Here is a 25,441-nt window from a genome sequence, read left to right on the forward strand (position 1 = left end):
GATGTATACACATGTATCGGTATCGCGGCCAAATGGCGATATTTGCGGCAGAAATTTAGCCTAAAGCACTAGGGGATCTTGCATGTGTATACAAGCGCCATCCCGACGTCGCTGTCCCTCGCTCATCGGGGCTCAGGGCAGGCAGGAAGACGGCATGTGATCGTTGGTCTCGTCGGTGCACAGGGCTCGGGGGCGATATCTGGCCAGCAGCGCCCACAGGATGGCGGCAGTCTGTGTATCCGGCTCGCCCGAGTAATCAGCGGGCCGGAAATGCATCTGGAAGGCGCGCACGGCTGCACGAGCCTGATCATCCAGCCGTGTTACCGGCGTCACGTCATAGCCATAGGCAGCCAGGGCCGTCAGAAAGGCATGAAGAGGTGGCGGATGCCGGTTGAAATGACGCTGATAACCGGCCACTACATCATCGTTTGGCCAGGCGCCGATGCCTGCCTCGTAGAGACGTTTCCACGGGAACAGGGGGCCTGGATCAACCTTGCGCCGTGGTGCGATGTCGGAATGACCGACGATCTCGGTCGGGTTCAGGTGGTATCGCGCCTGGATGTCCCGGGCCAGGGCAATGAGGGCTTCAATCTGCGTGTCGGAATAGGGCGCCCAGCCGGCCAGCGTTCCTTCCTCGGGGCCGTCATTGACGATCTCCACGCCGATCGAGGTGTCGTTCAGGTGATGACGACCCTGCCACGCGCTGACACCGGCATGCCAGGCGCGGCGTGCTTCCGGGACCATTTGAAGCACCACGGGCACGCTGCCCGATCGGGCCGGGTTGGCGGTGATCAGGTAATGCGCGCTGACGTTCGGACCCTGAAGCGCTCGAAAGGCGGCGGCATTGTCGTCACTGGTGAAGTGCAGCACCAGAAAGCGTATGCGGTGGCTGCTGACATGTGCAGGGTAGTGGTGATCCACCCGATAGCCTGGACGGACGTCAAGGGCATGATGGTCACTGTAGGTATCGGCCGACCCGTTGGCGCGCATTGGCACGGGGCCTGGGTCAGGCCGTTGATGAACCGCGATGGGGGCTGTGCTGCAGCCGGCAAGGAGCGCCAGCAGCACGGCCAGCCCCCAGCGAGATAAGGTCATGAAGAGCCGGGCTCCAATGATCGATGACAGGGCTCGAGCCTATCATGGGCGGGGCTCTGTTTCAGCGGGGGAAGCTGCCTGTGCCGGCCGGTGCGTTTACCGGTGCATCCAGCCGGGAGGCGGGGAAGATGCAGCGAAAGACGGCGCCCTGGCCAATGTCGCTTTCGATATCCAGGCGAGCATCGTGACGCAGCAGCACATGTTTGACGATGGCCAGCCCCAGTCCGGTACCGCCGCTTTCGGTAGACCGGCTCTTGTCGACCCGGTAGAAGCGTTCGGTCAGACGTGACAGGTGAGTCGCGGAGATACCATCACCATCATCAATGACCTCGACCATGGCGCCGCGCTCATGTGTGGCATAGCGGATGGTAATGGTCGACCCGTCCGGGGTGTAGCGTACGGCGTTGATGACCAGGTTTGACAGGGCGCTGCGAATTTCGCGTTCCTCGCCCAGAATTGCGCGCGGCTCTTCGACCTCGACCAGGAAATGATGACGGCCCTGGGACAGGGCCTCGCCGTCTTCCTGAATCCACTGGCACATGCTGGCCATATCGATCGGCTGACGTTCCGTCTGACGCTCGCTGGTTTCGAGCCGGGACAGGGTCAGCAGGTCATCCACCAGGTTCTGCATCCGGTGTGTCTGCCCCTGCATCTGGCCGAAGGCACGGGTCAGGCGGCGTGGCACGGTATCCGGCTGACTCGAGGCCTGATCAAGAAAGGTTTCCAGATAGCCGGACAGCACGGTCAACGGCGTGCGCAGTTCATGGGAGACGTTGGCGACAAAGTCCCGGCGGGTCTGTTCAAGTCGCTGCAGCCGAGTGACGTCGCGTACCAGCACCAGCCGTTCATTGTCACCAAACAACGTGATACGGGCTTCGATGGTGCGACCGTCATGAGCCGGTGATGAAAAAAGGACCGGCTCCTGGTACTCGCCCGTGGTGAAATAGGAAATGAAGTGCGGGTCGCGAAGGTAATTGGCCACGTGGTGACCCCGGTCGTGCCTGGCGTCCAGCCCGAGCATCTGCTCGGCGGCGCTGTTCCACCAGTCAAGATGGCCCTGGGGGTCCAGCATTACGATGCCGTCACGCATTGCCTCGGAAGATTCTTCCACACGAGTCAGTACCCGGCGTAATCGCCCCTGCAGTTGCGTCTGGCTTTTCTGGTAGCGATAAAGGCGATCAAACAGATCACCCCAGACACCATCCCCTGCGGGAGGCTTTTGGTGTACCGGCGCATTGAGCCAGGCATACAGCTTTTTAAGGTGCGCCAGGGTAAAGGCCATGTGCACGGCAAGCCCGAGGGCCACACCCCATCCGCCGACGCCGAGCAAGGCCCCCAGCAAGCCGAACCCGATGACCAGATAGGCCAGACGCCACAGCTCATTGGTCCAGTAGTGCATGTGTGCCTCGCAGGGTGATCAGGCCTGAATCGAAAAGCGGTAGCCGGTGCCCCGCACGGTTTGAACAAGGTTCTGCCAGGGGTCACCCAGCGCCTTGCGCAGCCTGCGGATATGTACATCGACCGTGCGTTCCTCGACATACACATTGCCGCCCCAGACCTGGTCAAGCAGCTGGGCTCGAGTATAGGCGCGCTCCTGATGCGTCATGAAAAACTGCAGCAGTCGGTACTCGGTCGGACCGATCTCGATCGGAGTGCCATTGCCGCTGACCCGGTGGCTGGACGGATCCAGACGCAGTCCCTCCACCTCGACCACATCTTCCATGCCCTTGGGGGTGGTACGACGCAGTACGGCCTTGAGACGAGCGATCAGCTCACGGGGAGAGAAGGGCTTGACGATATAGTCATCGGCGCCGCTTTCAAGGCCGACCACCTTGTTGTCTTCCTCGCCCTTGGCAGTCAGCAGAATGACCGGAATATCCGCGGTGGTGGTGTCACGCTTGAGCCGCCGAGCCAGTTCAATACCACTGAGGCCCGGCATCATCCAGTCCAGCAGCACCAGGTCCGGCTGGTGATCGACAATCAGCGCGTGGGCATCCTGCGCATTACTGGCTTCGATAACATCAAAGTCAGCCATTTCGAGGGCAATGGCGACCATCTCCCGAATGGCCGCTTCGTCATCCACTATCAGTACGGTCCTGGACTTCATGCACCTGTTTCCCGTTGAGGTCGCGCTGTACAGGGGCAGTACGGCGCGAATAATGACAAGGTGGTGACAGTTTTAACGCGCTGGCATGACAGGAGTATGACACGTGCAATGAATATGGCCGCAGCGCGTTCCCTGGGGTGTCAGGGCCAGACCGACAGCGCAATGCCTGCAAACAGGAGTACGCCGGTCCAGTGATTGTTCAGAAAGGCCTTGAAACAGCCTTCGCGTGAACGTGTCCAGATCAGGCGCTGCTGATACAGGAAGGTCAGTCCCATGCCCACAAGCCCCAGCCAGTAAAAGCCGTCAAGACGCGCGGCCAGTCCCAGCATGAACAGCAGCGCCAGTACCAGCAATTGAAGCAATCCGATGATGAATCGGTCCTGCCTGCCGAACAGCACCGCCGTCGATTTAATGCCGATTTTCAGGTCATCGTTGCGGTCTACCATGGCGTATTGGGTGTCATAGACCAGCGTCCAGGCCACATTGGCAAAAAAGAGCCACCACGCAATGGCCGGTACCTCGCCCTGTGCTGCACCAAAGGCCATCGGAATGGCCCACCCGAAGGCAGCACCCAGCACGGCCTGTGGAAAATGGGTGTAGCGCTTCATGAACGGGTAAATCGCTGCGAGCAGCGCCCCGCCAAGTGACAGCCAGATGGTAAAGGCGTTGGTCAAGCATACCAGCGCAAAGGCAAGGGCCAGAAGGGCGACGAACAGGATCAGGGCCTCCCGGGCGCTGATGCGCCCGGTCGCCAGTGGCCGGGTACGGGTGCGCTCCACATGGCCATCGAAATCCCGGTCTGCATAATCATTGATCACGCAGCCGGCGGCGCGCATCACGTACACCCCCAGCAGGAAGATCACCAGGTTGGCACGTTCCGGCTGGCCATCGGCGGCCAGAAACACTGCCGCCATGGTCGGCCACATCAAAAGCCAGGTGCCGATGGGCCGGTCAAGCCGCATCAGTTGCAGAAAGTCGGGCAGTCGCTGAAAGGGGGGCGGCAATCGCAGCATGGCGGCGGTATCACTCCGGTAGGGGTAATAAATGTGTCGCTCAGTCTAGCGCATTGGCCCGGGTGGCGGCAGGGCCAGCGCCATCCCCATGGGAGGCAGGAAAAATTCCTGTACCAGCAGGGTGATTCGAGGGTGGGTAAATACCGAGCGGCGCCCGACAAGAGGCTGTAAATCAGGACTGGCGGTCGAAGAGCATGCGGACAGGGTCATCTCGAGCGATGAGCGCACCGTGTCTGGCTGAGTAAACAGCCAGTGCCCCAGAGGAGTACGGCCCATGCCGGCAAGAAGCTGTTGCGCGCTCGGAGTAAGCAGCGCCACGGAGCGCGCCGCCACCCAGGGCGTATGGCCGCAGCAAAGCAGCACCTCACGCGTCAGCATGTAGCGGCGCCCGGACTGCTTCAGTCGGTGCTGCTCATCGGCGGCAGGCAGCCCTGTTCCTTCGTGCGTCAGCACAACTGACAAGGGGGCGGGCATGGCGCTGCTCAGGCGGGCGGTCAGCGAATCCGTGGAGGCAAGCCATGGCTGCCAGGCCCGAGGGACTGAGGGTGGCCAGGGCGTGACAGGGCGCCAGCGAGTAAAAAAGGACATGCCATCAGCTCCTTGGTGGGGGCAGCAGTATAAAGTGCGAGCTGCCATGACCCAATGGTGAGGATATGTCAGCAGGATTGATGAGATGTATCCATATGAAGGAAATCGTCGCCACCAGTGACGTAATGCTGGCTACAGGGGGGCCGTGATTGCTAGGCTAGGCCGTGTTCGACACGCGGCCCCCCTGTGGAGCCGCACCAGGACAGCCGAATGCAGATCGGCTGGCGAGGGTCGATACCATTGATAATCAACAGTGCGCGGCCTCATTGCCATGCCATTGCACTTTTCAGGAGACTTTATGCGTAAGCCCGAACTTGCTGCTGCGATTGCAGAACAGGCGGATCTGTCCAAGGACAAGGCCGGTCAGGTACTGAACGTGATTCTGGATGAGATTACGAGCCAGGTTGCCAAGGGTGAAGACGTTACCCTGATCGGTTTTGGTTCCTTTACCGTGCGTGAACGTGCCGCACGTACCGGCAAGAATCCGCAGACCGGCGCACCGCTGAACATTCCGGCAAGCAAGACTGTCGCGTTCAAGCCCGGCAAGAAGCTGAAGGATTCCGTGGCCGGTTAAGACCGAACCACTGAACGTAAATGCCGGCCATATCGCCGGCATTTTTTTTGGCCTAGGATGCAGGTATGACTCTGCCTTCGGAGGCCGTATGAAACTGCGTTTTGTCTTGTGGATGCTTGGGCAGCTGCTCAAGCGTGCCTGGCGTCGCCAGCCCGAGTTTCGCGATGCCGTAGCTGCAAAGGGGCCGTTGCATTTCGGGATCGGACTGGAAGATTTAAGCGTGGCGCGGCATTACCATCTTCATGCCGACGGGGTGGAGGCGGGCGAAGGGCTGCCGATATCGACGCAACTGGAGCTGCGCTTTCGCGATGCAGATGCAGCGGTGGCCTTTCTGAAACGGCCCTCCCCGAGGCATTTTCGTGAAGCGCTGATGAGCCATCGGCTCCGGGTAGTAGGTGATGTGGCACGCCTCGATACCCTGCAGGCACTGTTGCGTTATCTGAGGCGCTAACGGTCAGACCTGGCCGTACCGATTGGCCTCGCGCCCGACCCAGCGCTGGATAAGCGCTTCACTGACAGTCTCGTTGTCGACCACGGCATCGGCACAGGCGCGAACACTGTCGAGCAGCCCCCTGTCGCGCGTCAAATCGGCCACTTTCATGCCGATCAGCCCGGTCTGGCGCGTTCCGAGCACTTCCCCCGGGCCTCGCAGTTCAAGGTCTTTCTCGGCAATGCGAAAGCCATCATTGGTATCGCGCATGACACCCAGTCGTTCGCGGGCCGAGCCTGACAGTGGCGGATGATAGAGCAGGACACAGAAGCTTTCGACCGATCCCCGCCCGACCCGGCCGCGCAACTGGTGCAGCTGGGCCAGCCCGAGGCGCTCGGGGTTTTCGATGATCATCAAGCTGGCATTGGGAACATCGACACCGACCTCGATCACGGTAGTGGCAACCAGCAGATCCAGCTCGCCGTCCTTGAAGGCTGCCATGACAGCCGCCTTGTCGGCAGCCTTCATGCGACCATGCACCAGACCGATGGCCAGCCCCGGCAGGTGTTCGGTCAATCGTTCAAGGGTGCTTTCAGCGGCCTGGGACTGCAGTGCATCGGATTCCTCGATCAGAGTGCAGACCCAGTAGGCCTGGCGCCCCTCGGCGCAGGCGTTTTCGATTCGATCAATGATCTCGTTACGGCGTTCATCCGGAACCACCACGGTTTTTACCGGTGTGCGCCCAGGAGGCAGTTCGTCAATCACGGAGACATCAAGGTCAGCGTAGGCACTCATGGCCAGCGTGCGGGGAATCGGGGTTGCCGTCATTACCAGCTGGTGAGGCGTAATACCGACCGCTTCCCCCTTTTCGCGCAGTGCAAGACGCTGATGAACGCCGAAGCGGTGCTGTTCATCGATAACGGCCAGTCCCAGGCGATGAAACGCGACATCTTCCTGAAACAGGGCGTGTGTGCCGACCGCAACATGTGCGGTGCCATCGGCCAGACGCGCCTTGGCGTCCAGGCGTGACTTGCCCTTCAGGCGTCCGGCAAGCCAGTCCACCGTGAGGCCCAGCGGCTCGAACCACTGCTTAAGAGTGCGGTAGTGCTGTTCTGCCAGCAGTTCGGTCGGTGCCATCAGTGCAGCCTGATAGCCATGCGCCACGGCGCCAAGCATGGCCATTGCCGCGACCACGGTCTTGCCCGAACCAACATCGCCCTGGACCAGTCGCAGCATCGGCAACGCTCGTTGCAGATCACCGTTTATTTCGTTGAGAACACGATGCTGGGCGCTGGTCAGTGCGAACGGCAGGCCGGCCAGAAAGCGAGCATTCAGGCTGGCCCCACTGCCCAGTGCCGGGGCGGCGTCCTGCTGAATGCGGCGACGTACCTGACGAAGGCTTAGCTGATGCGCCAGCATTTCCTCCAGCGCCAGCCGCGATACCATCGGGTGAGTCCCTTCGATCAACTGTTCCAGCGGTGCTTCCGGTGGCGGTCTGTGAATATAATGCAGCGCATCGTGAAGGGCCGGCAGCGCGAAGCGGCTGCGCAGGGGGGCGGGAATCAGGTCGGGCAGGGCCGACGGCGTGGTATCGAAAATTTCCAGCGCCTGACCCATCAGTGCGCGAAGCCGTGGCTGGGGCAGGCCTTCGGTGGTGGGATAAATCGGTGTCAGCTGTTCTTCTATCGGAGCATCATGTCGCCCGACCAGCTGGTATTCGGGATGATAAAGCTCCAGTCCGGTGCTGCCGGCGCGTGCCTCGCCAAAGCAGCGTACGCGTATCCCACGAGCGAACTGGCTGGTCTGGGCCTGACCAAAGTGAAAAAAGCGCAGGGAAACGATGCCGGTATCATCCTTCATGCGGACCAGAAGGCTTCGTCGTCGCCCCACGACAACCTCGCTGGCGGTCACCTCGCCTTCGATGACCGCTTCCCGGCCACTGCGCAGATGACCAATGGGCGTGATATGCGTACGGTCCTGATAGCGGTGAGGCAAGTGAAACAACAGGTCTGCCACGACGCTGACACCCAGGCGCGCCAGTTTTTCCGACAGCGCCGGCCCGACGCCCTTGAGGGCGCTAATCGGGTGGCTCAGCGTGGCCACATCACTCATGAGGTTGTGTCACCCTTTGCTGGCGGACACTTCAGTATGGCGTTGGTCAGGGCATCGATGGCCTTGGGGCGCGGGAAGCTGGTGCGCCAGGCGATGGCTACGCTACGGCTGGGCTCAGGCTCGGTAAACGGCCGGCTTTCGAGCATGCCGCTTTCATAGTGCCGGGTGCCGGTTGCCGACTTGGGCAGAATGGTAATACCCAGCCCGGAGGCCACCATGTGCCGAATGGTTTCAAGCGATCCACCTTCGGCAATCAGTGTATTGGTCGGGTTGGTGAGCTGAACGTTGAGCGCAGGGCAGGTTTCCAGAATCTGGTCCCGGAAGCAGTGGCCTTCACCCAGCAGGAGCAGACGTTCATTGAGCAGCCACTCCTTCTCGATGGCCTCATGCCTGACCCAGTCGTGATCGGTTGGAATCAGCACTTCAAAGGGCTCGTCATACATGACCTTGGTCAGCACATCGGGCTCGTTGAAGGGCAGTGCCACCACAATGACGTCCAGTTCCCCGCTGCGCAGCTTGCGCCGCAGTTCGCCGGTGAAGTTCTCTTCAATGTACAGCGACATTTTAGGGGCCAGCTGCGACAGGATGGGCACCAGATGCGGAAAGAGATAAGGGCCGATGGTATAAATCGCACCCACCCGCAGTGGGCTGGACAGCTGATCCTTGCCTTCGGAAGCCAGCTCCTTGATAACGCCGGCCTGCTCCAGGACGCGCTGGGCCTGAGCGATGATCTTTTCGCCCAGAGGGGTAACCTGAACGGTGGATTTACTGCGCTCGAACAGGGCCACCCCCAGCTCTTCCTCAAGTTTCTTGACGGCCACCGACAGCGTAGGCTGAGACACAAAACAGTGCTCTGCTGCCCGACCGAAGTGTCGTTCCTGCGCCAAGGTTACGATGTATCGAAGTTCTGTTAGAGTCATGAGCTGGCCTTCAATAGTGCCCGGCTGCAAGGATGGCATGCCGGACCGGGTCGGTGATAGCGACTAACACCATGATATCCATACCGTTGTAACAGGGAGTAGTGAAAAGGTGAATAATACGACCTTAATTCTGGGCTGCGGTGATGTAGGAACCCTTCTTGGACAGCAATTGATCGCACAGGGACAGCGCGTTATCGGGGTCCGTCGTCACCCTGAAAAGCTGGAAGGCAGTGGCATTGAACCGCTGGCCATGAACCTTGATGATGACGAGGCAGTGGCTGCGCTGCCTGATGCCGATATCGTGATTTATATCCTGAGTGCGGATCGGTTCGAGGAAAGTGCCTATGAATCCGCCTATTATCAAGGCCTTGATCGTGTGTTGACCACCTTTGAAGCACGTGCTGAACCACCGAAGCAGGTGATTTTTGTATCGTCGACGTCAGTGTATGGTCAGTGTGACGGAGAAACGGTCACCGAAGACAGCGTTATTGTGCCTACCGGCTTTGCCGGAAAGTGGCTTCACAAGGCTGAAAGTCGCCTGTGGCAGAGCTCGATTCCCGGAACGTCGGTTCGCTTTTCCGGCATCTACGGTCCGGGCCGCGAGCGGTTGATCAATCAGGTTCAGGAAGGTCGCGTAGCGCCCGCCACGCCTCCGATGTATTCAAATCGAATTCATCGTGATGACTGTGCCGGTGTACTGGTCTTTTTGATCGAGAAGGCGCTGGCCGGTGATACCCTGGATCCGGTCTATCTGGGCAGTGATCAGGAGGCCGCACCGATTCATGATGTGATGATGTGGCTGTCACGCGCGCTGGGCATCGAGCCAAGCAATACGATCCAGTCTCCCCTTCGCCGGCGTGCCAGCAAGCGCTGCGACAGTACACGCCTTCAAATGGCAGGGTACACCTTCATGTTTCCCACCTTCCGGGAAGGCTATCGCGATGTGCTGCGAGAAGCCGGTCTGCCCTGCAGGGTTGATTGACAGGCATGGCCCGGGGCACGCCCCGGGCACGCGGATCAGTCACCGATGACCATGACCCCTTCGGCTTCAACCTGGCTGCCACGCGGAAGTGCGCGTACGCCAACGGCAGCACGGGCTGGATAGGGCGCTGTAAAGAACTCTTCCATCACGGTGTTGACCGTGGCGAAGTTGTCCAGATCAGTGAGATAGAGGTTCAGTTTCACTATCTCGTTCAATGAGCCCGCGGCTTCCTCGCAGACTGCCGCAAGATTTTTGAACACCTGGCGGGCCTGGGCTTCGATATCACCACTGACCAGCTCCATGGTATTGGGATCCAGCGGAATCTGGCCGGACAGATAAACCGTATTGCCGGCCTTGATGGCCTGGGAGTAGGGGCCGATGGCGGCAGGTGCCTGATCGGTATGGATAGCGGCGCGATTACTCATGATATTTCCCTCTTGTGGTGGTCAGTGCTTTCGCCCTGCCGTACGGGCTAAAAAAAAGCCGCTCCCGGCCCAGTGAGCCGGTCGAGGCTGATCATGGTCGTTCAGTTGGTCTGTCGGGTAATACGAGTAACGTGAGACAGGCTTCGAATTCGCTTGATGATGCCAGCCAGCTGGACGCGGCTTTGAACCGCAATCACCAGGTTGACGATCGAGAGCCGGGCATCGCGTTCCTCGATACCAATCCGCTCGACATTGGCATCCCCGTCGTTGACGAGCCCCGCCAGCTGGGCAATCAGGCCGCGGCGCGTTTCAATCTCGATGCGAAGTGAAACGGGAAAATCCTGTTCTATCTGCTCGGCCCATACCAGCGGGAAGCATTTTTCAGGGTCACTGCGCAAATCACCCAGATTCCTGCAGTTATGCCGATGAACCACGATGCCCTTGCCGGTACTCAGATGGCCGAGAATGATATCGCCCGGCAGTGGATAGCAGCAGCGGGCAAAGGTAATTACCGTGGCGGCGTCATTGCCGACAACGATGGGCCCCGGCATGTGCTCTTCCGATGTCTCGTCATTGGCTGCGCCACCCAGCGCGAGCGTGCGCGCTACCGGATAGGCCATGCGGTTGCCCAGGCCGATGCTGTCGAGCAAATCGTCCAGGCTTTCCAGCTGATTGGTGTCGAGATAGCGCGCAATCCGGGCCTTGCCGATCATGTCGAGATGGCTCTTGAAGCCGCTCAGTGCCTTGTTGAGCAGGCGCTGGCCCAGCAGAATCGAGTCACTGCGCTGTTGATGCTTCAGGTAATGGCGTACTGCCGAACGTGCCTTGGCGGTGACGACATAGGACAGCCACGCGGTATTGGGCCGCGCGCCGGGTGCGGTAATGATTTCGACGGTCTGGCCGCTCTGCAGCACCGTGGACAGCGGAGCCAGGTGACGGTCGATCCGGCAGGCAATACAACTGTTGCCGATATCCGTATGCACGTTATAGGCGAAATCGACTGCGGTTGCACCACGAGGCAGCTCGGTAATGTCGCCTTTCGGGGTGAAAATGTAGATATCGTCCGGGAACAGATCGTTCTTGACGTGCTCGATGAATTCCAGTGAATTGCCGGCGCGCCGTTGCATTTCCAGCAGGCCCTTGACCCACTCGCGTGCCCGCGCATGGCTGCCGGCAGCAATGGGGCGATCCGTTTGTCCCGCCTTGTAAAGCCAGTGGGCGGCAATACCGTTGTTGGCCATGGCTTCCATCTCACGAGTACGAATCTGTACCTCGACAGGGATGCCGTTCATGCCGAACAGGGTGGTATGCAGGCTCTGATAGCCATTGGCCTTGGGGATGGCAATGTAGTCCTTGAAGCGTCCGGGCACCGGCTTGTACAGGTTATGCACCGCACCGAGGATCCGGTAACAGGTATCGACCCGGTCGGTGATGATGCGAAAGCCGAAGACGTCCATCAGGTCGTTGAAGGACTTGTGCTTGTCGCGCATCTTGGTATAGATCGACAGCAGATGCTTCTGACGGCCGATGACGGTGCCGGTCAATTCATCATGATCCAGACACTGTTGCAGCGTTGTCTGAATCTCGCGCATCATGGTGCGGCGATTGCCTCGTGCCTTGGCAACGGCACGTTGTATGCGTTCGGCCCGCATCGGGTAAATCGCCTGAAATGACAGGTCTTCCAGTTCGACACGAATGGTGTTGATGCCGAGGCGGCTGGCAATGCGGGCATAGATTTCAAGCGTTTCGCGAGCAATGCGGCGCTTCTTGTCCGGTCGCAGGGCACCCAGGGTTCGCATGTTATGCAGCCGGTCGGCGAGTTTGACGATGATGACGCGAATATCGCGGGACATCGCCAGTACCATTTTCTGGAAGTTTTCGGCCTGGGCCACGGCCTTGTCTTCAAACGTGATCTGGGTCAGCTTTGACACCCCGTCGACCAGTTCGGTGACTTCCAGGCCGAACTGCCGCTCAAGTGCATCTCTTGTGACACCGGTATCCTCGATTACATCATGCAGCATGGCAGCCATCAGACTCTGATAGTCCATATGCATGTTGGCGAGGATATTGGCAACGGCCAGGGGGTGGGTAACGTAGGGCTCGCCCGAACGCCGACGCTGGCCGTCATGGGCCTGCTCGGCGTAATAAAAGGCGCGTTTGACCTGGCGAATCTCATCGCCAGGCAGGTAACCATCCAGGCGGTCGGCCAGATCATCAATGGTAAACATGGAGCCTTCCTGACCGTGAGCCGGTGGGGATATCAGATATCCTGGGGCTGCGGACGCGGACGCGGTGTCGGTGCTTCGACCGGCTCATCGAGTACGCTGGAATCGACATGGCCTGCTGCAATTTCGCGCAGGGCCAGCACGGTCACCTTGTCATTTTCCCAGTCCAGCTCACTGTTACGGCTGCCGCGGGCCAGCTGACGGGCACGGCGCGAAGCGACCATGACCAGCTGAAAGCGGTTTTCAACGTTATCGAGACAATCTTCGACGGTAACTCGTGCCATGGGAATAACTACCTGATCATGTGTGTGAATGACGCAAGGCGTCAGACGAAAGCCCGTTGTCGACAGGCAGAAGGAATCCGGCCTGTCCCGTGACAAGAGCAAATGTTCGGGGGGATATCGAGTCTACTCGACGGGCGGCATGTGTGACAAGAGGTCCTCCAGCAGGGCGCTGTGGCGCAGTTGCACTCGCTCACTGCGGCATCGCTCGCCCTGAATAATGCTTTTCAGTTCCGCAAGGGCGACTTCAAAGTCATCATTGATGACCACGTAGTCATACTCGTTGAAATGCGACATCTCGCTGACGGCATCCTTCATGCGTCGCGCAATGGTTGCATCGTCATCCTGGCCTCGCCCGGAAAGCCTGGTACGGAGCGCATTGAACGAGGGCGGCAGAATGAAAATGGAACGCGTGGCCGGGCGCTGTTCACGTATCTGGCGCGCACCCTGCCAGTCGATCTCAAGGATGACATCCTCGCCTTCCGCCAGGCGGGCGGCCACGGCCGGTCTGGAGGTGCCGTAGTGACGGTCAAAGACCCAGGCATGTTCGAAGAACTCGCCGCGGTCGATCATGGCCTGAAAGGCAGGTTCATCGACAAAGTGATAGTTGACCCCGTCTTCCTCACCCGGACGCATGGTGCGCGTGGTGTGAGATACAGACACACCGATGTGATCCATATCCTTGAGCAGGGCGCTGACCAGACTGGTTTTTCCGGCGCCGGAAGGCGCTGAAACAACATAGAGCTGGCCGGATTCGTGAGGCATGTGAGCGTTGGTCATTAGGGTGTCAGCAATCGATGGGAGCAGAAGTGAAAGGGGCCGATTATCGCATAGAACGTGGATCGGGGGCAGCCCGGGTTCCGCTGGCCGGCCGTATCATGGCCATGCTGATCGAGTCGCGCCGTCATGATGCCTTTCTCACGGCTGATCAAGGATCGGGTAATGGCGAAACAGGCCGTTTTCATTGAAGGGCTGTCGTCGTGAGGAGTTCATGTACGCCTTGAGCGGCGGAAAGGCCATGACACTGGCATGCAGTGCGTTGATGCCGGGAAGGGTGCCGTCGAGGGTCTCCATGGTACGGGGAAAGGCATGGCGCAGCCCCTCGATCACCTGGAACAGGGAAATATCCACGCAGGTCAGCCTGTCATTGACCAGGTGATGGTGGCTGGCCGGATTGGTGGTCAGAATCTGTTCGAAGTACCCCAGAAACAGCGGCAGTCGTTCCTGCAAAAAGGTGGCGGTACGGCGCATGGACTCGGTTTTCTGCTCTTCGAAATAAAGCGACGGCCCCAGCGGATGATGGGTGTCGTGAATTTCGGTCACAAAATCGGCAATGGTCAGTTGCAGGCTGTGCTCCCAGTCGCGGGATACAGAGTCCTCGGAGGTCAGGCCCAGCTTCGGGCCGAGAAAACGCAGAATGTTGGCCACATGGGAAATGACCTGGCCTTCGGCCAGCAGAAACGGCGCCGCGAACGGTGTCTGCAGGCTTGCTTCACCGTTCAGAAAGGTCTCGATCTGCTCGACGCCATCCGGCTCAAGACCGATATCCCGATATTCAGCCTGTCCCGCCTCCAGCACCAGCCGTACGAACTCTCCCCGTCCGGGAATGCCCGGCCAGTAATACAGTACGTAATCCATGACCCTAGCTCCGCAGTGCAGTGATGAGTGTGCCAAGCTTAGTGTGGCTTGTCTGCCTGTGCGAGGCGCACGATACAGATGAGCATACTACTATCATCCTGGCCGCCGGCAGCCCCTCTGGCATGTGGCATGTCAGGCCCCTTTTTCGAAGGACCGCATGAGGTTGGACATGACTGCAACACTGGCCATTTTGCCCATTTTCGGTGTGATCGTGCTGGGCTACGTTCTGGGGCGCCGACAATGGCTGACGGCGGAATCTCTGGTCGGGTTGCGAACCGTTACCTTCAAATTGTTCATGCCCTGTCTGTTGTTTCTGGGGATTGCCCGGGCACCACTCGGTGAGGTGCTCTCGCCGTGGTTGCTGCTGGCCTATTACCTGCCCGCACTGGGCGTATTCATGTTGATCAATCTGTGGGTGTGGCGCAGGTCAGGAGAGTCGACCGTACTGGGGCTGGCAGGAAGCTATTCGAACAATGTGCTGATCGGGTTGCCGATGGCCGCGTCCCTGTTCGGGGATGATGGGCTGATGTTCGTGTATGCGATTCTGGCATTTCACAGTCTGATCCTGTTTTCCGCCCACTCGCTTTTTGCAGCCATCGTGGATGCACGCGGCCAGCAGCTCAAGCCACTGACCATGCTCAAGGGAATGATCAACCCGATTATCGTGGGCCTGATGCTGGGTGGGGTAGTCAACCTGCTCGGGATAACGCTGCCTGACACGCTCACCACCATGCTGGAATGGCTGGGTCGCGCAGCACTGCCCTGTGCGCTGCTGGTGCTGGGCGTGGGGTTGACCCGCTACCGGTTGCACCTCAGTGCCACCATTGGTGTCATCACCATGCTGAAGCTGATGCTGTTCCCGGCTCTGGTGGCACTGATGACGGCCTGGCTGCCCGGGATCAGCCCCATGGCCCGTCAGGTCGTGGTCCTGCTGGCAGCAGGGCCGATCGGCGTCAATGTCCTGGCGTTTGTAACCCGTCCCGAGCAGCAGCGTGACATTGGCGCCTGTATCTTTCTATCGACCCTGGCGGCAGCGTTGACGTTACCGGTCTGGGTGGCATGGATGCACGGGTGATCCATGACGCCCTGACGGGCGACGCGTCAGGCATGGTTCCGCTGTTTTTCTGAAGGGGTGTGAAGTCGCGGAGCGCGTGCGAATACCCTGCGAGCGTCTCCCTTGCCCCCCTGATGTCTTTCTCGTGCCCTGGCCCACAGCTCGATGCAGGCGTAAAGCATCAGCAGGTAGCCCATCAGCTCCAGACTTTCCTCGACACCGCTTTTGATCCGGTATTCATAGGCACTGCCCAGTACGGCCTGCCACAGCTCGTGGCGACCCATCAGCCGTGAAAAGACATAGACCGTAAAAAACCCGCCCATGAACAAACCGAACGCGGACTCCTGGATGAACTGGCCCAGCTCACGGGCAATACGACGGCGGTGGCGAACGGTATGAGTCACCGTCACCAGAGCGATCAGCCCGACACACCACTGCCATAGATCATCGATGATGCTGTCGAGCATCGCATCCTGCTCACGAACGAGCGAGGCCAGAAGCCAGCCGAAAAGAAGCGGAATGCCATATGAGTAAAGGCCCTTGCGCCGAGCGCACCACAGACAGGCCAGACTGGCAGCCAGCGCCGCTGTCTGGGCAAGTTCAACAAAGGACGTTTCGGAGAAGCGCGGTATCTCCTCCAGCAACAGGCTCCAGTAAAGACCCTGGCATACCAGGGCGGTAAGCAGCAGGTAGCCCAGATAACGGACGAGGGTTTTTTTCAGTGAAACGCGGGAAGCGACCAGGGGCTCCAGCTGGATGTCCGGCATGAGGTAACCTTTTAATAAGCGTGCTAAGCATATTATTTAAGACTTCCTTAAGCCGTGGTGCAAGCGAATACTATGCTGAATCAGGTATCGGCCACGGAATTTCAGTGCCATTTCGATGCCCTGAAGCGCCGCCAGCCCTTTTAAACGCCCGATCAGCGGGCAGTCGGGAGCGCCTCGCGATTGGATGTCATCAATCGCTCTTCAGCACCTGGGAGCCCGTTAATCAGGGTGTGGACAAGCTGGTCGCGCTCGCTGTTACTCATGTTATCCACATGGGCTCTGGCGCGCGTGATGGTGTCCTGGCTGCAGGACGGGTCGGCACCGGGTCGCTTGAGAATGAACAGGTCAAAGGCCACGCAGGGCGTGAGGTGCGGATTTCACGCATGTGAGTGACCTTGTCTCATGGCAGTTGGGTCAGTTGGCTTGTATGCCACTTCAGGTCATCCAACTAATGTCGGGTATTTCCGCACTGCGAGGTATACAGGGTGCCATATTGGGGATAGTATATTTATATATATCTATATTTATAGGAATAGCCATCATGGCCGATACTGACAAGACCCTTGCCGCCCCCCTGTTTGAACCCATGAAATTAAACGGTGCCACGTTGCCCAACCGCATTGCCATGGCGCCGATGACCCGCAACATGTCGCCCGGCGGTGTGCCGGGCACGGATGTGGCTGAATATTACGAGAGCCGTGCTCTCGGTGGTGTAGGACTCATCATCACGGAAGGGACCTATATCGACCACCCGGGTGCCAACGGCTACCCGAACGTGCCAGCCTTCCATGGCGCCGGGCTTGAGGGCTGGAAGAACGTGGTGGAGCGGGTACATGCTGCCGGCGGAAAAATCGCTCCGCAGCTATGGCATGTCGGGCGTGAGCGCCGTCCGGGTACCGAGCCGGAGGGTAACGTGTCGGGCTTCGGGCCGATGGCGATCGTCGAGGACGGCGTCGAGGTGGTACGTGCCATGAGTGAAGACGATATCCATGATGTGGTGGCCTCGTTCGCGCGGGCAGCCTATGAGGCGAAAAACCTCGGTTTTGATGCGATCGAGCTGCATGGCGCTCACGGCTATCTGATCGATCAGTTCCTGTGGCGGGAGAGCAACCAGCGCACCGATGCCTATGGTGGCAGCGTGGAGAACCGGCTTCGATTCCCGCGCATGATCGTACAGGCGGTGCGCAACGTGACCGGGCCGGACTTTCCGATCATCTTCCGCTTCTCCCAGTGGAAGCTGTCGGATTACCACGCCCGCATCGCCGAAACACCACAGGAACTCGGTGAACTGCTGCGTCCGCTGGCCGAGGATGGTGTCGACATGTTCCACGCCAGTACGCGCCGCATGTGGGAGCCGGGCTTTGCCGGCAGCGACATGACACTGGCCCAGTGGGCTCAGGAGTTGACCGGCAGGCCGGTGATCGCGGTGGGCAGTATCGGTCTCGACAAGACCTTTCGCACCGGTCATTTCACACGAGAAGAAGACCCGACATCGAAAAGCCGGGTGGATATCAAACAGCTTGCCGACCAGCGTACCGATCATCAGTTTGACATGATTGCAGTAGGTCGGGCATTGCTGTCTGATCCCGACTGGGCCAACAAGGTGCGTGAAGGCCGGCTTGATGAGCTGCATGACTTTGACAGCGCTGCTCTGGATAGTCTGGTGCGCTGAGCATGTCACATCGGTGTGCCGGTCATGTGCTCGGCAGCCCGGCCTGCACACCGTATAATGGCCCGATCATTCATTTTCTATGGCCAGGTGCATGGACATCACTACTGTATTAAGCGCGCTGGACAACCCGGTGCGTCTCGATATCCTGAGCTGGCTCAAGGCCCCCGCGGAGCACTTTCCGCCGCAGAAGGAAGGGGCACCCGAGGGGGGCATTTGTGTCAGCCATATTCGTGAAAAGGCCGGCCTGTCACAGCCTACGATCTCACTGTATCTGGCGACCCTGTCACGGGCCGGGCTGGTCTCGTCGCATCGCGCCGGGCAGTGGACCTACTACCGCTATGAGCGCGACACCGCACAGGCCTTTCTAGGTGCGCTCGCCGAACGGCTGTGAGCTTTACAGCCTTTCCACGTTGTTTCTGACCCAGCGGGCGCGCGCAAGCGTCGCCGCGCGCCTGTCGTCGGCCTGACGGTCCCAGTTGCGATACATCATCTTCATGCGGTGGTTCCCCTCGAACCGGTCACGGTGGCGGTCAAGAAACGCCCAGTAGAGGCTGTTGAACGGGCAGCTGTCATCCTCGCTGGTGGTCTTGACGTTATACGTGCAGTGCGCACAGTAATCGCCCTGGCGGTCGATATAGCGACCGCTCGCGGCGTAGGGTTTCGAACCCATCACACCGCCGTCGGCGTGCAGCGCCATGCCGAGGGTGTTCGGCAGCTCCACCCACTCGAAGGCATCCACGAACACCGCCAGATACCACTCGCACACCTCACGTGGGTTGACGCCGAGCAGTAGCGCGAAGTTGCCGGTTACCATCAGTCGCTGGATATGATGGGCGTAGCCGTATTGCTCGATGCCGCGCACCACTTCACGGATGCAGTGCATGTCGGTCTCGCCGCCCCAGTAGCTCCACGGCAGTGTCTTGCGAGCATTCAGATGATTGCGCTCGGCGTAGTCCGGCATCAGCTGCCAGTAAAGCCCACGCACGTACTCTCTCCAGCCAAGAATCTGACGGATGAAGCCTTCGACGGCATTGAGGGGCGCATTGCCGTCCCTGTAGGCCTGCTCGGCGCGCCGGCAGACGTCCAGCGGGTCGAGCAGCCCCAGATTCAGTGACGATGAAATGAGTGCGTGAAACAGAAAGGGCTGACCGTGGGCGAGGGCATCCTGAAAGTCGCCGAAGCCGGGCAGAGCCTCGTCGATGAAGGTCTCGAGCAGCCGTTCGGCCTCGTCATGGGTGGTCGGCCAGTTGAAGGTATCGAGGGTGCCGAAATGATCGCCGAAGCGATTCTCGATCTGGCGGGCAAGCGTTCTGGTCGCCTCGCTCATCTCGAACCCGGGATGCTCGGGCAGGGGCGTATTGCCGTCATAGGCGCGGCGATTGTCGGCATCGAAGTTCCACTGGCCACCGGCAGGTGAGCCGTCGGCATTCATCAAAAGCCCGGTGCGCTGCCTCATCTCGCGGTAGAAATACTCCATCCGCCACGCCTTGCGATCCCTGGCCCATTGCCTGAAAAACGACAGCGGCGCGATGAAGCGGGTGTCGGCGCGAAGCTCGACCTCGTCTACCGGCAGGTCGGCCTGCCAGCGCCGCATCGTCTGATGCAGCCGGTGCTCGCCACAGTGGGTCAGGATGACCCGATCATAGTGGCGGCGTTCAAGCTCATGGCGTACCGCGTCTTCCAGTGAATTGGCGTCGATGGTGCTGTCGATCTTTCGGTAGATGACCTGCTTGCCCTGTTGCTCGAGGCGGGTCGCAAAGGCGCGCATGGCCGCGAAGATCAGCAGAATCTTCTGGGGGTGGTGCGGTACGTAGCGGGCTTCCTGATCGACCTCGGCCATCAGCACCCGGTCGGTGTCGAGGTCGAAATCATCAAAGGCGGGAAGGCGGTCGCTGAGCTGATCGCCCAGAAGAACAACGAGAGAGGCCATGTGCATATCCTGTCCACGGGTATGCGAAAAGCGTAGCCGGAAATTGGCGCCGCCAGGGCGGCGCCGTGAGAGATCAGTCGGTAGGGCGGGTGGTCAGGGTATTGCCCTTGGCATCTTCAAAGGTGCGGCCCCAGCCGGTGATCGCGGCGAACAGCATGATGGCCAGCAGCAACCACCCCTGGAAGACGAAGGGAAAAACTGCCGTCGGTGATACGACCGGCAGCCAGGCGTAGGTTTCCTGCATGGCGCTGATCGTCGCCCAGCCCAGAAGTACCGGCGCACCCCAGGGAAAGATGTAGCCCAGGGCCGAGGTCACGGCGTCGAGCATGTTGGCGCGGCGGTAGCGGTGAATATGGTAGCGCGTGCCCAGCTCGCGGACGAAGGGAGCGGCGGCAATCTCGGCGGCGGTATTAATGGTGATGGCGCTGTTGAGCAGAGCTACCAGACCCCAGATCGCCAGTTCCGCCCGACGCACTGAATCCTTGATCCAGCGCATCAGAAGTTCGGTCACACGGTCCATGGTGCCGCCGAGGGTCATCAGATGTGCAGCCCCGACGATCAGAAGAATCAGTACTGCCATGTTGATGTAGCCTTTCACCCCACGCACGAGTGCGCCGCCCATCTCGCCATCGGCGTTCACGGTCAGCAAGTCTGCCGGTGAGGCCATGCCGGTCACCAGCATCAGCCCGCAGGCGCACAGAATGCCCCAGGTCAGAGAGGTCAGCAGGTGCTGGCCGCGAAGGGCCAGCGTCAGCACCAGTACAAACGGGATCAGCATGATCAGGCCCTGCGGGTCAGTGGCTGACTGCATGGCGGTTACGGCATCCGGCCCCGCATTGCCTGCGTCACTGCCACCGAACACCACCAGCAGAATCAGGGTCGGCAGGCCGGCCATGACGGAATACTTGAAGCGGCTTTTGACCACGCCCGGTACGTCGGCGTCCTGGGTGGTGGCGGAAACGATGGTTGTGTCGGAGACCGGCGCGAGGTTATCGCCGAAGATGGCACCGGAGAGAATCGCGGCAAACAGCATCACCGGGTCACCACCAACGGCGATGCCGGCCGGGTACATGAAGGTACAAAAGGCCACTACCGTGCCGTAGCCGGTGCCGACGGCACTGGAGAAGATCGCCGCCAGCAGGAACGCCAGCCCGACGAACACGCCTCCGGAGGCATCGGAAATGCTTCCCAGCCAGATCAACCCCTCGACCAGCCCGCCGGTCTGAAGCACCTGCGCGAACATGCCGGCATAAAACCAGGCTACCAGTGCGACAACGCCGATGGGCTGCGTCAGTCCGTCAAACAGCCCTTCTGCATAGGCATGCCATTTGCTCTTGCAGAAGAACAGGCCCAGCGTCAGGCCAAACAATGCCCCCATGATCAGGCCGACTTCGGAGGCAAACCCCTGCACACTGATCGTGATGGCCCAGACAACAAAAAACACCAGGGGCACGGCAGCGCCCCAGACACCGAAGCGGAAGGTCAGCGCCGGGGGCTGTGCCTGGCCGTCAGCAGCGCTGGTAGAGGAAGAAGATGACATGGTGTAGTCCTGTGCACGTGTGTGGCAGAGCGGTATGTGATTATGGGCCGGCAGTCTATCAGGCGAACCGGAAAGGCCCAATTTCCAGTGTCAGGCCTGGCGCTCACCTCAGTACATGGGTTCCAGCACACAGTTCACGTTGAACTCCGCCACGCTGGAGGTATTGGGAAGATTGATCAGCAGCCCGACAGCCTCTGCAATGGCTGTCGGGTCGGTCATCTGGTCGGGAGGATAGTGGGTGATGCTGCGGGCCATGTCCGTATTGACGAACCCCGGATTGATGGCCGTGGCTCGAATGCCATGCTCCCAGCCGGCCTGACGCAGGGCATGAGCCAGCGCCACCGTGGCATGCTTGGTAAGTGCATAGGTACCGGAATCGGCTGACTTGACGCGTTTGCCGGACAGTGAACCCGGCAGAAGGATGCGGCCACGGCCGCTGGCCTTGAGTGGCTCCCAGGCAGCCTTTGCCAATCGACGAGGCGCCATGACGTTAACCGCCATCATGGCTTCCAGTTCGTCCTCCTCGGCATCAATGACACTTTTAGGAATCATGAGCCCGGCGCAGGGAACAAGGGCATCGATGCGCCCGAATCGAGCGTGCGCTTCCTGCACCCAGGCCGGCTCCTGGCCCTCGGTTGCATCATAGGCGAACAGGTGGCAGCGGCCATCATCATCCCAGGCGGGGCGGCTCGGGGTACGCATTCCCAGCGACAGCTGCCAGCCCTGCTGATACAGGTGTCTTGCGATGTCGGCACCGATGCCGCGATTGGCACCGGAAACGAGTGCAACTCTAACGTCCATGGCAGTATTTCTCCCGTCGGCAGGCAAGTGTATAGCCGCTTACTGTAGGCAGCGACATACCCGCCGGCCACCCTGGTCCGGCATTTTCTAGATCAGGGCCATGCTCTGCTGCGCCTGCTCAAGCGCCAGCAGCTGTTCCTTGAGGGTCAGGCCACCGGAATAACCGGTCAACTGCCCCTTGCTGCCCACGACCCGATGGCAGGGAATCATGATCGGCAGCGGGTTTTTATTGTTGGCCATGCCGACGGCGCGCGCCGCTTCCGGTTGCTCAATGGCCCTGGCAATCTCGCCATAACTGCGCACCTCGCCCCAGGGAATGGCCTGCAGTGCCTGCCAGACACGATGCTGAAAAGGCGTGCCCTGAGGTTCGAGTGGCACGGTGAAGTGGTGGCAGTGCCCGGCAAGGTAGGCGCACAATTCTCTGGCGGCCTGCTCCAGGATCGGGTGATGGAGGCTGTCATCGTCACTGGTGGCATCGGGTGTGGTCAAAAATTCGATGCTGGTCAGTGCGTGATCACTGGCAGTCAGTCGAAGGGTACCGATCGGCAGATCGGCAAGGGTCAGGCGGGCCGTTGTCATTGTTCTGCTCCGGTGCGGGCAATACGTCAAGCCTGGCACACCGGGTACGGTGCCAGGCACAAATAGCGCCCTGATATGACCAAAGACCAGGGGGCGTCAGGGGCCCCTGCCGTCATCAGCGATCGTGTCATCATCTGGTCGGGCATGAAAAAGGCGCCCCGGGATGGGGCGCCTTCTGTCGATGAGTCAGGTTTCAGACGCTGACGTTGAGCGTGACATCAATATTGCCGCGGGTCGCGTTGGAGTAGGGGCATACACCATGGGCCTTCTCGACCAGCGCATCAGCCTGTTTCTGCTCAAGGCCGGGCAGTGACACGTTCAGGGTGACTTCGATACCAAAGCCGCCGGGAACCCTGCCGATGCCGACATCACCCGTGATGCTGGTATCTTCCGGCAGGGACACCTTTTCCTGGCCCGCGACAAACTGCAGTGCGCCAATGAAGCAGGCAGAGTACCCGGCAGCAAAGAGCTGTTCCGGGTTGGTGCCCTCTCCGCCGGCGCCCCCCAGCTCCCTGGGCGTCGACAGTTTGACGTCCAGGGCGTTATCGGCTGAAGTGGCCTGACCATCACGGCCGCCGGTAGCGGTAGCCTGGGCACGGTAAATAACCTGTTCGATGCTCATGAAATGCTCCTGTCAGAGTAGGTTGCTGCAACAAGGGAAACGATTACTGATCCAGATTGTGCCGAAGCTGATCCAGGGATGCCTTGAGCGAGGCCAGCTCTTCCGGTGAGCAATGGCTGGCGTCAAAGGCCTGGGCCGGAATACAGGCAGCGCGCTGCCGAAGTGCGCTGCCTTCCTCGGTCAGTGTCACGGTGACCTGGCGTTCATCCGTGCTGCTTCGCTGGCGGACAAGCAGACCCGCGGTTTCAAGGCGTTTCAGCAGCGGGGTCAGCGTGGCCGAGTTCAGATGAAGCAGCTCACCGATCCGTGACACGCCCTGGCCATCGCGCTCCCATAGCACCAGCATGACCAGGTACTGCGGGTAGGTCAGTGCCAGCTCGTTCAACAGCCGACGATAGGTTCTACCCACTGCCAGCTGAGCGGCGTACAGGGAAAAACACAGCTGTGACTCAAGGCTCAGGTCGTTATCTGTATCCGTCGACATCGTCATGTCCTCAATATAGATCGTGCGCGATTTAATTGCACGCTACCATATAGGCGTATTTGGCATACCCTTATCGTCAAAGGGTATCAGTCGGTATGAAAGGGTGTCGCTGGCTCATCGAAAAACGGCCCTGAACCAATGCGAGGGCCGTGGCGTGCAAAGTGTGCTCAGCGGTGACGCAGGGGCTCGAGCAGCGGCGACAGACCGTTGTGGTCGATCTCGCGCATCAGGGCCATCAGGCGCCCAAGCTCGCCATCGGGAAACCCTTCCCGAGCGAACCAGTGCAGGTAATGGCCGGGCAGATCCGCCAGCAGGCGCCCTTCGTACTTGCCGAACGGCATTCGCCACTGCACCAGTTTCTGAAGATCATCCGGATTCATGGCTACCCTCGGACAGATAAATGAGCGGTCGGTGCATGGCCGTGAGAGACAGATGACAGGAAGCGGGGCTCAATGATCCACCCGTCCTCGCAGGCGCTTTTTGGCACCATCGCGTGTCTTGCTGTCCATCCGTTTGCGTTTGGCATTTCGGCTCGGTCTGGTCGCCTTGCGCGGCTTGTCGGAATACAGCACCGGTCGGATCAATTCCCTGAGACGGGCCAGGGCATCCTCTCGATTCTGCTCCTGGGTTCGGTGCTGCTGGGCCTTGATCACCACCACCCCATCCCGGGTGATCCGGCGATCGCGCAGGGCCAGCAGCTTTTCCTTGAAGCCCGGATGCAGGCTGGAAGCGCGGATGTCGAAGCGCAGGTGAATGGCCGACGACACCTTGTTGACGTTCTGACCGCCCGCACCCTGTGCACGTACGGCCGTCAGCTCGATTTCATTGTCGGGAATCGAGACGTTGCGTGAAATATCCAGTGGCATTTGCGGTATCTCCCTTGTTCAGTGGTGGATTTACCAGCCAAGCCAGATGGTATGGCGTGCGCCCTTGCCGGGACGATGAGCACGTACGGTATGCTCTTCGACACACAGCCCGGCACGCTTCAGGCGTTCACTGAACGCCGGGTCCATCCCGGCGGACCACACGGCCACCACTCCCTCCGGTCGCAGTGCTTCCTGAATGGTCTGAAGGCCCTTTGCATTGTACAGCCGGTCATTGTCCTTGCGGGTCAGACCTTCAGGGCCGTTGTCGACATCAAGCATGATGGCATCGAAGGCACCGGGGTGCTGTTCCAGCACGGCAACCACATCATCCACAATGATGCGACACCGGGGATCATTGATCGGGTAACCGGCTGCCGCGCCCAACGGGCCGCGATTCCATTCGACAACGCCCGGCACCAGTTCGGCCACCACGACCTCGGCCTGTGCAGGCAGGCTTTTCAGGGCGGCGGCCAAGGTAAAGCCCATGCCCAGTCCGCCCACCAGCACCCGCACGGCCGAATGCGCCGCAACGCGCGCGCAGGCCAGCTCCGCCAGAGCATCTTCCGAGCCGTGCAGGCGGGTATTCATCAGTTCACCGGGTTTGCCTGCGATACGGATCGAAAATTCATCATCACGCTGCAACAACCGCAGGTGACCGCGCCCGCCGGGAATGGCCGCTGTATCGATTTCACTTAGTTTGGCCATGAGGCTCGCCTGTCAAAGGGGGGGAGGGTGC

At 60.1% G+C, this 25,441-nt stretch carries 29 protein-coding genes; 6 read left to right on the forward strand and 23 right to left on the reverse strand.

Going from position 1 to position 25,441, the window contains the following annotated elements:
- Positions 1 to 132: 132 nt before the first annotated feature.
- The 5 genes from NAT21_RS10170 to NAT21_RS10190 form a co-directional block, all read right to left on the reverse strand.
- A complete protein-coding gene (locus NAT21_RS10170; RefSeq protein WP_250938149.1) occupies positions 133 to 1,095 on the reverse strand; it encodes an N-acetylmuramoyl-L-alanine amidase in 963 nt (320 codons plus the stop codon).
- 61 nt (positions 1,096 to 1,156) lie between these two features.
- Positions 1,157 to 2,494: a phosphate regulon sensor histidine kinase PhoR gene (phoR, locus tag NAT21_RS10175; RefSeq protein WP_250938150.1), complete on the reverse strand. Its 1,338-nt coding sequence runs from the start codon at positions 2,492 to 2,494 to the stop codon at positions 1,157 to 1,159.
- Positions 2,495 to 2,512: 18 nt separating this feature from the next.
- A complete protein-coding gene (gene phoB / locus NAT21_RS10180; RefSeq protein ID WP_250938151.1) occupies positions 2,513 to 3,202 on the reverse strand; it encodes a phosphate regulon transcriptional regulator PhoB in 690 nt (229 codons plus the stop codon).
- Positions 3,203 to 3,342: 140 nt separating this feature from the next.
- The gene (ubiA, locus tag NAT21_RS10185) at positions 3,343 to 4,215 is read right to left on the reverse strand and encodes a 4-hydroxybenzoate octaprenyltransferase (protein WP_250938152.1); all 873 of its coding nucleotides are present in this window, start codon (positions 4,213 to 4,215) and stop codon (positions 3,343 to 3,345) included.
- 45 nt (positions 4,216 to 4,260) lie between these two features.
- Positions 4,261 to 4,803, reverse strand: a complete 543-nt coding sequence (locus NAT21_RS10190; protein ID WP_250938153.1) for a chorismate--pyruvate lyase family protein — start codon at positions 4,801 to 4,803, stop codon at positions 4,261 to 4,263.
- Positions 4,804 to 5,101: 298 nt separating this feature from the next.
- On the opposite strand from NAT21_RS10190, the gene NAT21_RS10195 reads away from it, so the two are divergent.
- Together NAT21_RS10195 and NAT21_RS10200 are read left to right on the forward strand one after the other, a co-directional pair.
- On the forward strand, positions 5,102 to 5,377 hold the full coding sequence (locus NAT21_RS10195) for an HU family DNA-binding protein (protein WP_250938154.1): 276 nt from the start codon (positions 5,102 to 5,104) through the stop codon (positions 5,375 to 5,377).
- An 88-nt stretch (positions 5,378 to 5,465) separates the two neighbouring features.
- Positions 5,466 to 5,828 (forward strand): hypothetical protein, encoded by a 363-nt coding sequence (locus NAT21_RS10200; RefSeq protein ID WP_250938155.1) that lies wholly within the window; start codon positions 5,466 to 5,468, stop codon positions 5,826 to 5,828.
- A 3-nt stretch (positions 5,829 to 5,831) separates the two neighbouring features.
- Here the strand turns inward: NAT21_RS10200 and recG are convergent, their stop codons facing one another.
- Positions 5,832 to 7,919 (reverse strand): ATP-dependent DNA helicase RecG, encoded by a 2,088-nt coding sequence (gene recG / locus NAT21_RS10205; protein ID WP_250938156.1) that lies wholly within the window; start codon positions 7,917 to 7,919, stop codon positions 5,832 to 5,834.
- Positions 7,916 to 8,839, reverse strand: a complete 924-nt coding sequence (locus tag NAT21_RS10210) for a hydrogen peroxide-inducible genes activator (protein ID WP_250938158.1) — start codon at positions 8,837 to 8,839, stop codon at positions 7,916 to 7,918. The genes recG and NAT21_RS10210 overlap by 4 nt, the downstream gene beginning before the upstream one ends.
- Before the next feature lie 109 nt (positions 8,840 to 8,948).
- Here NAT21_RS10210 and NAT21_RS10215 point away from each other — a divergent pair, with 109 nt between their 5' ends.
- Complete coding sequence (locus NAT21_RS10215) at positions 8,949 to 9,821, forward strand: SDR family oxidoreductase (RefSeq protein ID WP_250938160.1); 873 nt, start codon at positions 8,949 to 8,951, stop codon at positions 9,819 to 9,821.
- A gap of 35 nt (positions 9,822 to 9,856) precedes the next feature.
- Here NAT21_RS10215 and NAT21_RS10220 read toward each other — a convergent pair whose 3' ends face one another.
- The 5 genes from NAT21_RS10220 to NAT21_RS10240 form a co-directional block, all read right to left on the reverse strand.
- Positions 9,857 to 10,246, reverse strand: coding sequence for a RidA family protein (locus tag NAT21_RS10220; RefSeq protein ID WP_250938161.1), 390 nt, complete (start codon positions 10,244 to 10,246; stop codon positions 9,857 to 9,859).
- Between the two features lie 101 nt (positions 10,247 to 10,347).
- The gene (locus NAT21_RS10225; protein WP_250938163.1) at positions 10,348 to 12,474 is read right to left on the reverse strand and encodes a RelA/SpoT family protein; all 2,127 of its coding nucleotides are present in this window, start codon (positions 12,472 to 12,474) and stop codon (positions 10,348 to 10,350) included.
- 32 nt (positions 12,475 to 12,506) lie between these two features.
- Entirely contained in the window at positions 12,507 to 12,755 is a 249-nt protein-coding gene (gene rpoZ / locus NAT21_RS10230) for a DNA-directed RNA polymerase subunit omega (RefSeq protein ID WP_250938164.1), read from the reverse strand.
- Positions 12,756 to 12,878: 123 nt separating this feature from the next.
- The gene (gene gmk, locus NAT21_RS10235) at positions 12,879 to 13,517 is read right to left on the reverse strand and encodes a guanylate kinase (protein WP_250938165.1); all 639 of its coding nucleotides are present in this window, start codon (positions 13,515 to 13,517) and stop codon (positions 12,879 to 12,881) included.
- Positions 13,518 to 13,670: 153 nt separating this feature from the next.
- Positions 13,671 to 14,390, reverse strand: a complete 720-nt coding sequence (locus NAT21_RS10240) for a glutathione S-transferase (protein ID WP_250938166.1) — start codon at positions 14,388 to 14,390, stop codon at positions 13,671 to 13,673.
- A gap of 169 nt (positions 14,391 to 14,559) precedes the next feature.
- Here NAT21_RS10240 and NAT21_RS10245 point away from each other — a divergent pair, with 169 nt between their 5' ends.
- On the forward strand, positions 14,560 to 15,465 hold the full coding sequence (locus NAT21_RS10245) for an AEC family transporter (RefSeq protein ID WP_250938167.1): 906 nt from the start codon (positions 14,560 to 14,562) through the stop codon (positions 15,463 to 15,465).
- A 26-nt stretch (positions 15,466 to 15,491) separates the two neighbouring features.
- Here NAT21_RS10245 and NAT21_RS10250 read toward each other — a convergent pair whose 3' ends face one another.
- Together NAT21_RS10250 and NAT21_RS10255 are read right to left on the reverse strand one after the other, a co-directional pair.
- A complete protein-coding gene (locus tag NAT21_RS10250) occupies positions 15,492 to 16,211 on the reverse strand; it encodes a hypothetical protein (protein ID WP_250938168.1) in 720 nt (239 codons plus the stop codon).
- Positions 16,212 to 16,363: 152 nt separating this feature from the next.
- Entirely contained in the window at positions 16,364 to 16,567 is a 204-nt protein-coding gene (locus NAT21_RS10255) for a hypothetical protein (protein WP_250938169.1), read from the reverse strand.
- A gap of 185 nt (positions 16,568 to 16,752) precedes the next feature.
- Here NAT21_RS10255 and NAT21_RS10260 point away from each other — a divergent pair, with 185 nt between their 5' ends.
- Positions 16,753 to 17,883, forward strand: coding sequence for an NADH:flavin oxidoreductase (locus tag NAT21_RS10260; RefSeq protein ID WP_250938170.1), 1,131 nt, complete (start codon positions 16,753 to 16,755; stop codon positions 17,881 to 17,883).
- A gap of 91 nt (positions 17,884 to 17,974) precedes the next feature.
- The gene (locus tag NAT21_RS10265; protein WP_250938171.1) at positions 17,975 to 18,274 is read left to right on the forward strand and encodes an ArsR/SmtB family transcription factor; all 300 of its coding nucleotides are present in this window, start codon (positions 17,975 to 17,977) and stop codon (positions 18,272 to 18,274) included.
- A gap of 3 nt (positions 18,275 to 18,277) precedes the next feature.
- Here NAT21_RS10265 and NAT21_RS10270 read toward each other — a convergent pair whose 3' ends face one another.
- The 9 genes from NAT21_RS10270 to NAT21_RS10310 form a co-directional block, all read right to left on the reverse strand.
- Positions 18,278 to 19,813 carry a cryptochrome/photolyase family protein gene (locus tag NAT21_RS10270; protein ID WP_250938172.1) on the reverse strand — a complete coding sequence of 512 codons (1,536 nt, stop codon included), beginning with the start codon at positions 19,811 to 19,813 and terminating at the stop codon, positions 18,278 to 18,280.
- 73 nt (positions 19,814 to 19,886) lie between these two features.
- Positions 19,887 to 21,353 carry a Na+/H+ antiporter NhaC family protein gene (locus tag NAT21_RS10275; RefSeq protein WP_250938174.1) on the reverse strand — a complete coding sequence of 489 codons (1,467 nt, stop codon included), beginning with the start codon at positions 21,351 to 21,353 and terminating at the stop codon, positions 19,887 to 19,889.
- A gap of 108 nt (positions 21,354 to 21,461) precedes the next feature.
- Entirely contained in the window at positions 21,462 to 22,154 is a 693-nt protein-coding gene (locus NAT21_RS10280) for an SDR family NAD(P)-dependent oxidoreductase (RefSeq protein ID WP_250938176.1), read from the reverse strand.
- An 87-nt stretch (positions 22,155 to 22,241) separates the two neighbouring features.
- The gene (locus NAT21_RS10285) at positions 22,242 to 22,733 is read right to left on the reverse strand and encodes a methylated-DNA--[protein]-cysteine S-methyltransferase (RefSeq protein ID WP_250938178.1); all 492 of its coding nucleotides are present in this window, start codon (positions 22,731 to 22,733) and stop codon (positions 22,242 to 22,244) included.
- 193 nt (positions 22,734 to 22,926) lie between these two features.
- On the reverse strand, positions 22,927 to 23,355 hold the full coding sequence (locus NAT21_RS10290) for an organic hydroperoxide resistance protein (RefSeq protein ID WP_250938180.1): 429 nt from the start codon (positions 23,353 to 23,355) through the stop codon (positions 22,927 to 22,929).
- 43 nt (positions 23,356 to 23,398) lie between these two features.
- The gene (locus NAT21_RS10295) at positions 23,399 to 23,839 is read right to left on the reverse strand and encodes a MarR family winged helix-turn-helix transcriptional regulator (RefSeq protein WP_284732764.1); all 441 of its coding nucleotides are present in this window, start codon (positions 23,837 to 23,839) and stop codon (positions 23,399 to 23,401) included.
- A 167-nt stretch (positions 23,840 to 24,006) separates the two neighbouring features.
- Positions 24,007 to 24,219 (reverse strand): DUF3820 family protein, encoded by a 213-nt coding sequence (locus NAT21_RS10300; RefSeq protein ID WP_250938182.1) that lies wholly within the window; start codon positions 24,217 to 24,219, stop codon positions 24,007 to 24,009.
- A 69-nt stretch (positions 24,220 to 24,288) separates the two neighbouring features.
- Positions 24,289 to 24,705: an alternative ribosome rescue aminoacyl-tRNA hydrolase ArfB gene (gene arfB / locus NAT21_RS10305; RefSeq protein ID WP_250938183.1), complete on the reverse strand. Its 417-nt coding sequence runs from the start codon at positions 24,703 to 24,705 to the stop codon at positions 24,289 to 24,291.
- Between the two features lie 30 nt (positions 24,706 to 24,735).
- Entirely contained in the window at positions 24,736 to 25,410 is a 675-nt protein-coding gene (locus NAT21_RS10310) for a spermidine synthase (RefSeq protein ID WP_250938184.1), read from the reverse strand.
- Between the last annotated feature and the right edge of the window lie 31 nt (positions 25,411 to 25,441).

The organism is Larsenimonas rhizosphaerae, assembly GCF_023700005.1.
In the GTDB taxonomy this organism is placed as follows: Bacteria; Pseudomonadota; Gammaproteobacteria; order Pseudomonadales; family Halomonadaceae; genus Larsenimonas; species Larsenimonas rhizosphaerae.

What these genes read in the sequence shown, in the direction of transcription:
- NAT21_RS10210 (WP_250938158.1), bottom strand. Translation starts at nt 8,839, where the DNA reads ATGACTCTAACAGAACTTCGATACATCGTAACCTTGGCGCAGGAACGA.
- NAT21_RS10225 (WP_250938163.1), bottom strand. Translation starts at nt 12,474, where the DNA reads ATGTTTACCATTGATGATCTGGCCGACCGCCTGGATGGTTACCTGCCT.
- NAT21_RS10280 (WP_250938176.1), bottom strand. Translation starts at nt 22,154, where the DNA reads ATGGACGTTAGAGTTGCACTCGTTTCCGGTGCCAATCGCGGCATCGGT.
- recG (WP_250938156.1), bottom strand. Translation starts at nt 7,919, where the DNA reads ATGAGTGATGTGGCCACGCTGAGCCACCCGATTAGCGCCCTCAAGGGC.
- NAT21_RS10170 (WP_250938149.1), bottom strand. Translation starts at nt 1,095, where the DNA reads ATGACCTTATCTCGCTGGGGGCTGGCCGTGCTGCTGGCGCTCCTTGCC.
- NAT21_RS10195 (WP_250938154.1), top strand. Translation starts at nt 5,102, where the DNA reads ATGCGTAAGCCCGAACTTGCTGCTGCGATTGCAGAACAGGCGGATCTG.
- NAT21_RS10275 (WP_250938174.1), bottom strand. Translation starts at nt 21,353, where the DNA reads ATGTCATCTTCTTCCTCTACCAGCGCTGCTGACGGCCAGGCACAGCCC.
- NAT21_RS10310 (WP_250938184.1), bottom strand. Translation starts at nt 25,410, where the DNA reads ATGGCCAAACTAAGTGAAATCGATACAGCGGCCATTCCCGGCGGGCGC.
- NAT21_RS10190 (WP_250938153.1), bottom strand. Translation starts at nt 4,803, where the DNA reads ATGTCCTTTTTTACTCGCTGGCGCCCTGTCACGCCCTGGCCACCCTCA.
- NAT21_RS10260 (WP_250938170.1), top strand. Translation starts at nt 16,753, where the DNA reads ATGGCCGATACTGACAAGACCCTTGCCGCCCCCCTGTTTGAACCCATG.
- arfB (WP_250938183.1), bottom strand. Translation starts at nt 24,705, where the DNA reads ATGCCACTGGATATTTCACGCAACGTCTCGATTCCCGACAATGAAATC.
- gmk (WP_250938165.1), bottom strand. Translation starts at nt 13,517, where the DNA reads ATGCCTCACGAATCCGGCCAGCTCTATGTTGTTTCAGCGCCTTCCGGC.
- NAT21_RS10295 (WP_284732764.1), bottom strand. Translation starts at nt 23,839, where the DNA reads ATGTCGACGGATACAGATAACGACCTGAGCCTTGAGTCACAGCTGTGT.
- rpoZ (WP_250938164.1), bottom strand. Translation starts at nt 12,755, where the DNA reads ATGGCACGAGTTACCGTCGAAGATTGTCTCGATAACGTTGAAAACCGC.
- ubiA (WP_250938152.1), bottom strand. Translation starts at nt 4,215, where the DNA reads ATGCTGCGATTGCCGCCCCCCTTTCAGCGACTGCCCGACTTTCTGCAA.
- phoB (WP_250938151.1), bottom strand. Translation starts at nt 3,202, where the DNA reads ATGAAGTCCAGGACCGTACTGATAGTGGATGACGAAGCGGCCATTCGG.
- NAT21_RS10200 (WP_250938155.1), top strand. Translation starts at nt 5,466, where the DNA reads ATGAAACTGCGTTTTGTCTTGTGGATGCTTGGGCAGCTGCTCAAGCGT.
- NAT21_RS10285 (WP_250938178.1), bottom strand. Translation starts at nt 22,733, where the DNA reads ATGACAACGGCCCGCCTGACCCTTGCCGATCTGCCGATCGGTACCCTT.
- NAT21_RS10265 (WP_250938171.1), top strand. Translation starts at nt 17,975, where the DNA reads ATGGACATCACTACTGTATTAAGCGCGCTGGACAACCCGGTGCGTCTC.
- phoR (WP_250938150.1), bottom strand. Translation starts at nt 2,494, where the DNA reads ATGCACTACTGGACCAATGAGCTGTGGCGTCTGGCCTATCTGGTCATC.
- NAT21_RS10300 (WP_250938182.1), bottom strand. Translation starts at nt 24,219, where the DNA reads ATGAATCCGGATGATCTTCAGAAACTGGTGCAGTGGCGAATGCCGTTC.
- NAT21_RS10240 (WP_250938166.1), bottom strand. Translation starts at nt 14,390, where the DNA reads ATGGATTACGTACTGTATTACTGGCCGGGCATTCCCGGACGGGGAGAG.
- NAT21_RS10270 (WP_250938172.1), bottom strand. Translation starts at nt 19,813, where the DNA reads ATGGCCTCTCTCGTTGTTCTTCTGGGCGATCAGCTCAGCGACCGCCTT.
- NAT21_RS10220 (WP_250938161.1), bottom strand. Translation starts at nt 10,246, where the DNA reads ATGAGTAATCGCGCCGCTATCCATACCGATCAGGCACCTGCCGCCATC.
- NAT21_RS10290 (WP_250938180.1), bottom strand. Translation starts at nt 23,355, where the DNA reads ATGAGCATCGAACAGGTTATTTACCGTGCCCAGGCTACCGCTACCGGC.
- NAT21_RS10245 (WP_250938167.1), top strand. Translation starts at nt 14,560, where the DNA reads ATGACTGCAACACTGGCCATTTTGCCCATTTTCGGTGTGATCGTGCTG.
- NAT21_RS10250 (WP_250938168.1), bottom strand. Translation starts at nt 16,211, where the DNA reads ATGCCGGACATCCAGCTGGAGCCCCTGGTCGCTTCCCGCGTTTCACTG.